The sequence below is a fragment of the Vreelandella lionensis genome (genome assembly GCF_044543515.1).
Taxonomy (GTDB): domain Bacteria; phylum Pseudomonadota; class Gammaproteobacteria; order Pseudomonadales; family Halomonadaceae; genus Vreelandella; species Vreelandella lionensis.
The window spans coordinates 1-8,954 of the sequence record NZ_JBITWC010000046.1 but is presented as its reverse complement, the minus strand read 5'-3'; the positions used below and the strand labels follow the sequence as shown (position 1 = coordinate 8,954).

At 53.4% G+C, this 8,954-nt stretch carries 12 protein-coding genes; 3 read left to right on the top strand and 9 right to left on the bottom strand.

The window, feature by feature from the left end; genetic code table 11:
* Nucleotides 1-670 precede the first annotated feature (670 nt).
* On the top strand, nucleotides 671-1,867 hold the full coding sequence (locus ACIGG6_RS18155; protein ID WP_399846520.1) for an E22 family MetX-like putative esterase: 1,197 nt from the start codon (nucleotides 671-673) through the stop codon (nucleotides 1,865-1,867).
* A gap of 33 nt (nucleotides 1,868-1,900) precedes the next feature.
* Here ACIGG6_RS18155 and brnA read toward each other — a convergent pair whose 3' ends face one another.
* From brnA to ACIGG6_RS18130, 5 genes are all read right to left on the bottom strand, one after another.
* Nucleotides 1,901-2,170, bottom strand: a complete 270-nt coding sequence (gene brnA / locus ACIGG6_RS18150; RefSeq protein WP_399846518.1) for a type II toxin-antitoxin system BrnA family antitoxin — start codon at nucleotides 2,168-2,170, stop codon at nucleotides 1,901-1,903.
* Entirely contained in the window at nucleotides 2,160-2,423 is a 264-nt protein-coding gene (locus ACIGG6_RS18145; RefSeq protein ID WP_399846515.1) for a BrnT family toxin, read from the bottom strand. Before ACIGG6_RS18145 ends, brnA begins: the two co-directional genes overlap by 11 nt.
* Nucleotides 2,424-2,497: 74 nt before the next feature.
* Nucleotides 2,498-3,193: an aspartate/glutamate racemase family protein gene (locus tag ACIGG6_RS18140; protein WP_399846513.1), complete on the bottom strand. Its 696-nt coding sequence runs from the start codon at nucleotides 3,191-3,193 to the stop codon at nucleotides 2,498-2,500.
* Nucleotides 3,194-3,274: 81 nt separating this feature from the next.
* The gene (locus tag ACIGG6_RS18135; protein ID WP_399846511.1) at nucleotides 3,275-3,565 is read right to left on the bottom strand and encodes a DUF1330 domain-containing protein; all 291 of its coding nucleotides are present in this window, start codon (nucleotides 3,563-3,565) and stop codon (nucleotides 3,275-3,277) included.
* A gap of 120 nt (nucleotides 3,566-3,685) precedes the next feature.
* On the bottom strand, nucleotides 3,686-4,339 hold the full coding sequence (locus ACIGG6_RS18130; protein WP_399846508.1) for a DsbA family oxidoreductase: 654 nt from the start codon (nucleotides 4,337-4,339) through the stop codon (nucleotides 3,686-3,688).
* 98 nt (nucleotides 4,340-4,437) lie between these two features.
* Between ACIGG6_RS18130 and ACIGG6_RS18125 the strand changes: the two genes are divergently transcribed.
* Nucleotides 4,438-4,857, top strand: a complete 420-nt coding sequence (locus ACIGG6_RS18125) for a hypothetical protein (protein ID WP_399846507.1) — start codon at nucleotides 4,438-4,440, stop codon at nucleotides 4,855-4,857.
* Nucleotides 4,858-4,896: 39 nt separating this feature from the next.
* Here ACIGG6_RS18125 and ACIGG6_RS18120 read toward each other — a convergent pair whose 3' ends face one another.
* Both ACIGG6_RS18120 and ACIGG6_RS18115 read right to left on the bottom strand, forming a co-directional pair.
* The gene (locus ACIGG6_RS18120; protein ID WP_399846505.1) at nucleotides 4,897-5,859 is read right to left on the bottom strand and encodes a ribonuclease Z; all 963 of its coding nucleotides are present in this window, start codon (nucleotides 5,857-5,859) and stop codon (nucleotides 4,897-4,899) included.
* A 262-nt stretch (nucleotides 5,860-6,121) separates the two neighbouring features.
* Complete coding sequence (locus ACIGG6_RS18115; RefSeq protein WP_399846502.1) at nucleotides 6,122-6,976, bottom strand: hypothetical protein; 855 nt, start codon at nucleotides 6,974-6,976, stop codon at nucleotides 6,122-6,124.
* A gap of 735 nt (nucleotides 6,977-7,711) precedes the next feature.
* On the opposite strand from ACIGG6_RS18115, the gene ACIGG6_RS18110 reads away from it, so the two are divergent.
* A complete protein-coding gene (locus ACIGG6_RS18110) occupies nucleotides 7,712-7,918 on the top strand; it encodes a hypothetical protein (RefSeq protein ID WP_399846500.1) in 207 nt (68 codons plus the stop codon).
* Between the two features lie 133 nt (nucleotides 7,919-8,051).
* On the opposite strand, the gene ACIGG6_RS18105 is transcribed toward ACIGG6_RS18110, so the two are convergent.
* Both ACIGG6_RS18105 and ACIGG6_RS18100 read right to left on the bottom strand, forming a co-directional pair.
* Nucleotides 8,052-8,498, bottom strand: a complete 447-nt coding sequence (locus ACIGG6_RS18105) for a hypothetical protein (RefSeq protein ID WP_399846498.1) — start codon at nucleotides 8,496-8,498, stop codon at nucleotides 8,052-8,054.
* A 95-nt stretch (nucleotides 8,499-8,593) separates the two neighbouring features.
* Nucleotides 8,594-8,845 carry a hypothetical protein gene (locus tag ACIGG6_RS18100; RefSeq protein WP_399846496.1) on the bottom strand — a complete coding sequence of 84 codons (252 nt, stop codon included), beginning with the start codon at nucleotides 8,843-8,845 and terminating at the stop codon, nucleotides 8,594-8,596.
* Nucleotides 8,846-8,954 lie beyond the last annotated feature (109 nt).

Genomic DNA, 8,954 nt, shown 5'->3' with positions numbered 1-8,954 from the left:
ATTTTTTCTTCATTGATGTCGTCGATCTTGCCATGGTCCACCTCACTGCAGTGTATTACATTCTTGAGATGTCCATCGTTACTGGGCAAGATCAGGTAAGCAGGCACAGGCTTGGTAGACAGCATAACGCATAAAAGGGGCGTGATCGCCCAACGCTACAAGCTCGGAAGGGGCCCCCTGCTCAAGGGTATTATTCTGAGTGCATAAAATATCCAAAGGAAGACCAGGCGACTGGAGAAAGCGGCTTTCCGCAACAACAGCGCCGTCGCTAACGCTTCTCCAAGAAAAGGGCTGGCTGCCATACCAGCCTTGAATCTCAAGCACTAGCGGATACCCAAGTTGCCCAGAAAGATCTAATGACCACCAGCCAGAACTCTCACCGCCGTGTTTAGTTTGTAGGGAAGCACTCTTATTATTTTGACGCTTGGCTCGAGCAAATAGCTGCTTCATCAGGGCGGCGCAAAGCTGCATATGACAGTGTCTCCGGCGGTAAGCATTATTATCCACTAGTTCTTCTTAAGAATTGAAATGCTAACCGTTGCTACCTACTAATGCAGCAGGCCAATGGGCTAAATCCGTTCAAAATCCTCTAACGCTGTCTATGCTGAGGGAGTGGCTGCAATAAGCAGCCCTAAAACAATCACAATACCCCCTCAAAAAAGGAAAGCGCATGCGACGCAAGCAACCATTCGCGCTAGTGACAGCCGCCTCGTTCACCAGCCTTGGCCTGCTGTTGGCCACGCCCTTATGGGCCTGGGATGGCGTGGTCGAGAAGCAGACGTTCGAGATGGAGAGCTTCACCACTCAGGGCGGCGAGACGATTCCCAACGTAACGATAGGCTGGGAAGCCTACGGCGAGCTTAACGAAGCCCGCGACAACGCGATTCTGATTACCCACTTTTTCTCCGGCACCAGCCATGCGGCAGGCCGCTATGGGGCTGATGGCGAGCCCACCGGCTATTGGAATGCCATTATTGGCCCCGGCAAGCCGCTGGATACAGATGAGTACTACATCATCTCCTCCGATACGCTGGTTAATTTGGGGGCGAATGACCCAAACGTAATTACCACCGGGCCAGCCTCCATCAACCCCGATACCGGCGAGCCCTGGGGCATGGATTTTCCTGTGGTGACTATTCGTGACTTTGTCGAGGTGCAGCGCGCTCTGCTGGAAAGCCAGGGCATTGAATCGCTGCATGCGGTGATGGGTGCTTCCATGGGCGCCCTGCAGGCCATTGAGTGGGCCAGCGCATACCCTGAACGCGTTGAGCGGTTGATCCCTGTAATTGGTGGCGGTGTGGCCGACCCATGGCTGCTGGCCACGCTAAGCGCCTGGGCCGCGCCGATTCGCCTGGATGCCAACTGGAACGAAGGCGACTACTACGACGGAGAGCCGCCCACCGAGGGGCTAAAAGAGGCGCTGAAGCTGGTCACGCTCAATGCCAACCACTGGCAGTGGGCCAACGAAGCGTTCAACCGTGATTGGGCGGATGACGCTCGCGACCCCGCTCAGGATCTCAACGCCCGCTACGCCATCGAGCAAACCCTAGATGATATCGCCGGCGCACGGGCGAAGCTCTCAGATGCCAACCACCTGCTCTACCTAGTGCGCGCCAACCAAACCTTTATGGCAGGCCACGGCGACTCCTTAGAAGCAGGCCTAGCCGCCATCGAAGCGCCCACGCTGATGCTGTATAGCGAGAACGACCTGGTCTTCGCCCCCGAAGGCGTGCGCCGCACCGCCGAACTGATTGAAGCAGACGGCACCGAGGTAACCTTGGAAACGCTGAAAGGCAACCGAGGCCACCTGGATGGCGTCGTTTCCATTGAGCAAGCCAGCGAAACGTTGCGGGAATTTTTACAGTAAGGGAGAAAGCGCTGGCTTCTTTGGGAGCCAGCGCTAGTGAGTACCGCCCACCGTATCATGGCTCAGAGGTTGATGAGCCGCTTCAGCTTGAAGACGCTCAACCAACCAAACTTTGATAATAGACTGGCGCGTAACACCAATTCTCGCAGCCTCACGGTCTAGTGACTCCACTACCCATGCAGGAAAATCTACGTTAATCCGTTTTTGCTCCTGATTCACACGCCGAGCCGTGGACAGGTCAAGATCGTCGATTATATCATTTTGATTTTCATCGAACTTTTTATCGAATTCTTTAGCTTTCATAGAGTTCTACCTCCTTTTTGCGAGAGCGCCTAACAGAAATTAACCGAATACGCCCTTCTCGGTAGGTGACGACCGCCGACCAGTGTTTTTCACTGATCATGCCTATTAGCAAAAATCTTGGTTCGCCCTCTGATTTTGCACGAATTTCTAGCAGATATGGATCCTTCCACAGCGCTTGTGCCGCTTCAAAATCAATACCGTGCTTTTCTAGGTTGGTCTGACTTTTATTATCGTCAAATTCAAACTCGCCCATGAGTATAAATTATTCCTTTTTTACTCACTCAACAAGATTTTAAAGCTAGGAATATGTGCAGCATACCTTTATGCCTAACCACGCTCCAACGCCCGCTGAACCGCCTGCTCCGCGTGGATCTCGGTGGTATCAAACAGTGGCACGCTCGTATCGGCTTGTTGAATCAACAAGCCGATCTCGGTACAGCCTAAAATCACGCCCTGCGCGCCGCGCTCAGCCAGCGAATCGACGATAGTTAGGTAGTCAGCTTTGGCATCTGCCTTCACCACGCCCAGGCACAGCTCTTGGTAAATCACCGAGTGCACGCGCTCGCGCTGTGGCTCGTTGGGCACCACCACCTCGATGCCTTGACGCTGCAGGCGCTCGATATAAAACGCCTGCTCCATGGTGAACCGTGTGCCGAGCAACCCCACGCAGGTAATGCCCTGCTGTAGTAGCACCTGGGCTGTGGCGTCGGCGATATGCAGCAGCGGAATGGATACCGCCGCTTCCAGCGGCTCAGCCACCTTGTGCATGGTGTTGGTACACAGCACAAGAAAATCGGCCCCTGCCGCCTCGACCGCTTTGCCCGCCGCTGCCAATATCTCAGCAGTAGCCTGCCAGTCGCCCTGGTGCTGCAGCGCCTCTATCTCGGCAAAATCGACGCTGTACAGCACCACCTTGGCCGAATGCAGCCCGCCCAACGCCGTGCGCACATGCTGGTTGATGAGGCGGTAATACGTCTGCGTGGATTCCCAGCTCATACCGCCGATTAAGCCGATGGTTTTCATAAATGCTCTCTTGGGAGGCAGAGTGTCAAGCAGTACCGATAGGATTGGTTTTCCCTACCGATGCTTAACGTTACGCAGCGTCTACAACGCTGCTTCGTAACTGATCAAATCGACGTCTGCTGCCTGAAGGCGCAGCGGGATAAGCTGCTGATAAGCATCGGAGTGAAACCACTCATCAACAGCCTCAATAGCGGGAAAGCGAATGACCACCGTGTCCGTGTGGCGATGCTCTCCGCCTAACACAGCCTTTCGCTGCCCCCTCAGCACTAGCTCGCCCCCAAAGGGCACTATCGTCGCAGGAACCCCACGCTTGTACTCCGCCCATTTCACAGCGTCTTTCACACTGATGTGGCCAATCACGTATGCCGCCATAACATCTCTCCCAAGCTAACGTCGGCAACAACGCCGACGTTTAGCGAAAAGGTGCACTCAATGCACGGATAAGAATGTGCTGCTCTACCGACCCTCTGTCAGGCCAGCGCTTCTCACCGATTAACGGCTGGCGTTCTCTTCGGCCACTTGGCGCAGCGCATCCACCAGTACGTCGGCGGGCTGAGCACCAGAGATCAGGTAGCGGCCATCGAGGATAAAGCCCGGCACCGCGCTCACCCCCGCGTCCATAAAGCGCTGTTCTGCCTCACGTACTTCATCCGTGTACTGGTCAGAGCGGGCAATGGCTTCAGCGGTGTCGCCGTCCAGCCCAACCTCAATGGCCTTCTCACGAAGCACCGCTGGGTCGGCGGGATTTTTCGCCTCACCGAAGTAGGCCTCGAACAGCGCTAACTGAAGTGCTGTTTCTTGATGTTGCGTTCCGGCCCACGCCAGCACGCGGTGGGCTGCGAAGGTATTGTTCGCCCGGCGCTCCAGGGCACCCCGGAAATTCAGGCCAAGCTCTTCAGCGGCGGCCATGATCTCGCGTTGGGACTGCTCCATGGTGGCCGCGTCTTTGCCGTACTTGCGGCACAAGTGCTCTAGAATCGGCTCGCCTTCAGGCGGCATATCGCGGTTCAACTCAAAAGGCTGCCAGACCAGCTCAACGTCGATCTCGCCCTTGAGTGTCTCTAACGCCTGCTCTAAGCGCCGGTAGCCAATGGCGCACCACGGGCAGGCCACATCGGATACTAGGTCGATTCTTACCTTCTGCATTTATATATCCCTTCGACATATCTCAAAATTCGATCAAACTAAAGAAAGCATGGTACGTGTATATAGTGAGTAACGGCAGTACTGACAAGGAGACAGCCATGGAAAAAGCAGCGTTAGCACTCATAGCCATGCTGCTGATAAGCGCGTGCAGTAACAACAACACCGTTTCATCTAACGCGCCTGCTCCGGATACATCAACCGAGCAAAACCAGCCCCACCACCAGATGACCGACCAATGGATCGGCCGATGGATTGGCGTTGAAGGGTTATTCTTGGAAATCAGCAAGGACGAGCCTGAAGGCCCGGGCCATTATCTCCTTCACATGCGCTACGGCCTGGATGAAGATCAAATCGACACCTTCGAAGGACAGGCCACCGCCGAAGGCATTCGCTTCAACCGCGAGGGCGGCCCACAGCTGCTTCGAGCGGGCGACGGCGAAGCCACTGGCATGAAGTGGCTATTGGAAAAGGAAGACTGCCTAGTAGTTAAAACAGGTGAAGGCTATTGCCGCGACTGACCTGCGCGGCAAGCCTCAACGGGTGGGGGATGAACGCAGTTATTCGCCCGCCACTTCAGAAAAGTGGCCCGCTTTATCCAAGGTGTATTCGCCAAAATCCCGCGCCAAATAAAGTGCGCCCGAATAGACGCGCTGGGCCTCTTTGCGGATGTCATCAATAGACGGCGACGCATGAGGATTGAGCTGGTAACGGGGGCTGAAGTGCGTCAGCACCAGGTTGGGCAGCTGTACCGATTCGGCAAACACGGCGACAAGCTTGGCGTAGCTATGCCCCACATCACCGGCTTTCTGGGCCATCTCTTCGGTATAGGTGGCTTCATGCACCAGCACCTGCGCGCCCGCGCAGGCATCCATCAACAAGTCAGGCTGGTCATTGTCCCCAGCGATCACCACTTTTCTCGGCTTATGTTTGAAGATCAGGTAGTCATGGCTTTTTAACCGCTCACCCTCAAACTCAACATCAAACCCTTGCTTCAACTGCCCCCACAACGGCCCTCTCGGAATCCCTTTTTGCGCTAGCTTATCCACGTCCAAGGCGGCGTCGACCTTTGTCTCTGTAAATCCATAAGCATAAGAAGGCGCCCGGTGTGAAAGCCCGTGAGTGGTCACTGCAATGCTCTCAAACTCAACGCTTGGCAATTCGTCCGAGTCGATAAACTCCAGCGCAAAGGGCAAGCAAAGCTGCGTGACTTCACAGGTGACCTTCAACCACGCCTTGATGCCTGCGGGTGCCACAATGGTCAGCGGCATTTTCCGTCCGCCCATTCCCGCACTCGCCAATATGCCCGGCAGCCCATAGCAGTGGTCGCCGTGCACGTGGGTAATAAAGATGGCTTTGAGTGAATGGAATGACAGCTTCGTATGTAAAACCTGATGCTGCGTACCCTCACCACAATCGATCAGGTACCAGCCCTTCCCCTTGCTCTCTCGCAAAGCGACGCCGGAGACGTTTCTTTGCTTGGTGGGCACACCGGCGGATGTGCCGAGGAAGAGTAGATTCATATCGCGTCCGTGCTCTCACTTAATTAAGACAAAGGCAATGGATTTACAGCCAGCTAAGTTTAAACAGCAGTGCTTCTACGATCATGATTCGGCACTCCTTAATACAGGTAAGGCCTACCTAAGTTCGTCGAGCATGGCTGACGGAAACTTCGAAAGCACCAAGCAACTAATCCTTAACGCGAGGGGTTAGCCGCGGCTGCGAAGCAGCCGTCGCGCTCCACACCCTTGTTAGGCTTGCCTTTATCCACTCCGTCGCCTCTTCTCAACCAGCTTGTCGACCATGCAATACAACTTGAATGAAATATTCTAGCTGGTTCGGCATCTCATACTCGAACCACATGAAGAATTGACCGCTGACCAAGTAATTCGCTGCTACCATGAATCCGAGCAAGAATAGGCTGTTCCGCCATGGTCTCCCATAGGCCGAGGCTATCCGACCTCCGAGTTCCGTATGCGCTGCCCCTTTGCTCAGCCGGGTTCCTAGCACTGCATAGTTCAGCATTGACAGGCACGCGCGCCAGCTAGCTGCGAAAAATAAGATAATCCCCAGCAGGTGGAAACCAAACCACTGGAAGTCGAGCGCCGTAAAATATCGTGGGAGAGCCAAGATCCCCCATTGGTTAACAATGTCCTGGGCGTAAATGAAGTTACTAGGGGCGAACATCGGGGTCTTCGCAAGACCCACGACTCGAACCGCGGCCAGAGCGAAGAGGAGCATAACTAGCAAGTAGACAACCCATCTCCAACCGTCGTAGAACCCACTGTAGAGGGAGTTTGCGACAGAGCCAGCCCAAGCGCCGAAGATAAAGAGGACTAAGAGCAGGCCTGCGACAAGAACTTCTTGGCGGAAAAAGAGGTAGGCAACCCCGACTACAAGAAGGAATACACCAACAAAGAAAAGCATAAGCTGATCATCGGCGCTGCTTTTTGAGCCAACGGAAACCCGCACTACCTGCTGCATAGAGACGCTAATTGCATGAGTTCCGCCGCCTTCCGGCGCTGCTCCTCCCTTGCCCTTGGTAGATCTGTCCAGAACGATCCCAAAGACCGCACCGATCAAACTTATTACAAGCGAAATGTAGATATCCACCTGCTTGCTAGCCAAAATTTCTAACAATGCCCCCCCCTAGATTCTTTCTTCGCCTAACGCCGCGCTTTGCGGATGCTTTGGAGCGCCAGCGGAAAAGCAGTCCGGCAAAAAGTGCCTTGTTAGCGATTTTCAATATTTAGGTACAGCGTTCTAACGTTTCCCTGCTGTGCCATTTCTGGGACAACGTTCTTAACGAGGCGCTTACCTCGCGAAACGAGCTCCAACCTGAACTCCTCAACCTTCGGTAAGCCGCTATTCACATGCGCGATGAATCCTTCTACGACAGTCTCGTCATCTATAGCAACAGATAGCAACGGCTCGTCATGTAAATAGGATTCGTCGTGTTTCTGATTGCTGTCTACTGGCGAGACAGTGACTTTCAAAACAGCCACTCCTCCGTCCACCTCCGACCCACATCGCTTTACCCCAATACTGTGGCCGGTATGTTCGTGCTGGAAGTACATGCTCGTTTGGCCCTTTCGCAAACTCCGAACCATGATCCCTCCTTCCTCGCTAACGCCCGACTGTCGGCCGGACTTGTGCGGCGGAAAGGCCGTCCCAGCCCCGAAGGGCGAAAACAGCCGATTGTTAAGCGATGTCAGACCTTGAATGATCAACACCGAGCCCCAAATAACATATGCCATCCTAGCACCACAGTGATAGCCCAGTCTCTGGAGGATTTATGGCTAAGAAAGAATATGTTAAACCTACGTAGATGCAGCAAAAGCTGCAATTTCCTCCCCCAACGGAACTGCCCGTCTTTTGTCTGGCTTCAGCACCCTGAAAAATGGTGCTGACGCGGGCGTTACCGCCAGTCAGATGCGAGCCATGTTCCCTGACCTGCGAAAGTATAGCGACGCAAAAATCGAAGGCTTCATCGAGATCGGTACGGATATGGTTGAAGGAGCAACTATCATACCTAGCGCCATCTTCGAAGAACCGGCTGATGCACAGACCACCACTGACTAAACCCCGAAGAGAGCATCATTGTGATGCTCTCGCCCATCTCACCGATTAATGCCCTCAGCACCTGTGGCTTTGTAGTGAAGGCGGAGCCGCAGCGGAAAAGCCATCGCCGTGACTGCAATTGTTAATCACTTTTCTATCTCCGACGCATGTTCTCCAACATTTTGTGGTTTATTTGGAGCTTTTTAGCCCTCTGTTTGGGGGTCAGAACTCGTTTTCGCATATTGCTGAAATAGAAATCTTTTTCCCATTCATTGATCCATCCACTGCGATACGCGTGATCAATGGCTTCAACATTGAGCGATTTCTCCTGGTCTTTTCGAACTCGCTTTACCGCTTGAAATATTTTGTCGGAAGGAAGACCAATAAATTTTTTGACGCAGCAATTGCCGACTGTAGTTGAGTTTTGATTCAGCTTATTCGATAAGACACAGCACTCAATGATCGGGGAATGGCCACATAAGCAGGTTTCTGGCTCGTCAGCCTCATAGACTTCACTCAATTCCCACTCCAGCTTTGCCTCATCCCAGACAGATGACACAGAGCGCTCTATGATTTCTTTTGTAAGCCGAAACTCAGACATGAGCTGCCTTCCTGGTTAACGCCCGCAATAAACGGCGCGAGGAACGAGCGTCCGGCGACCGAAGGGAGCGAATTTAATTGCTTTGTTAGAAGCCATTAACCGCCGACCTTGTTATACGCCATGGCGATAAATTCCTTAACTGACTCAAACTCGGATTCAGATGATACTGTGAACTCAACATCACCCGTACCGTAGTGGCCAATTGAAGCCACATCTCGGTAATTCGGTGTTCCGTCTGGAATATCAGAAGGTTTCAGCTTGAGAAAGAGCTTTATATTCTTACCTTTGACCTCCATGCAGGCAATATTCTGAGAGATTTTATAGGCGACATAAAACTTTTTTGGCACTTCTTCGATAGACTCATTGAATCGCCCCGGGTATTCTAGACACCCGTTAGGCTCTTAAAGTAACGCCTTTCATACTCAACCGGTGACAAGTTATCACTTGTGCCGTGTC

Bases quoted from the DNA above. Each gene is read 5' to 3' on its own strand.
- ACIGG6_RS18155 (WP_399846520.1), top strand. From the start codon at position 671: ATGCGACGCAAGCAACCATTCGCGCTAGTGACAGCCGCCTCGTTCACC.
- brnA (WP_399846518.1), bottom strand. From the start codon at position 2,170: ATGAAAGCTAAAGAATTCGATAAAAAGTTCGATGAAAATCAAAATGAT.
- ACIGG6_RS18145 (WP_399846515.1), bottom strand. From the start codon at position 2,423: ATGGGCGAGTTTGAATTTGACGATAATAAAAGTCAGACCAACCTAGAA.
- ACIGG6_RS18140 (WP_399846513.1), bottom strand. From the start codon at position 3,193: ATGAAAACCATCGGCTTAATCGGCGGTATGAGCTGGGAATCCACGCAG.
- ACIGG6_RS18135 (WP_399846511.1), bottom strand. From the start codon at position 3,565: ATGGCGGCATACGTGATTGGCCACATCAGTGTGAAAGACGCTGTGAAA.
- ACIGG6_RS18130 (WP_399846508.1), bottom strand. From the start codon at position 4,339: ATGCAGAAGGTAAGAATCGACCTAGTATCCGATGTGGCCTGCCCGTGG.
- ACIGG6_RS18125 (WP_399846507.1), top strand. From the start codon at position 4,438: ATGGAAAAAGCAGCGTTAGCACTCATAGCCATGCTGCTGATAAGCGCG.
- ACIGG6_RS18120 (WP_399846505.1), bottom strand. From the start codon at position 5,859: ATGAATCTACTCTTCCTCGGCACATCCGCCGGTGTGCCCACCAAGCAA.
- ACIGG6_RS18105 (WP_399846498.1), bottom strand. From the start codon at position 8,498: ATGTCTGAGTTTCGGCTTACAAAAGAAATCATAGAGCGCTCTGTGTCA.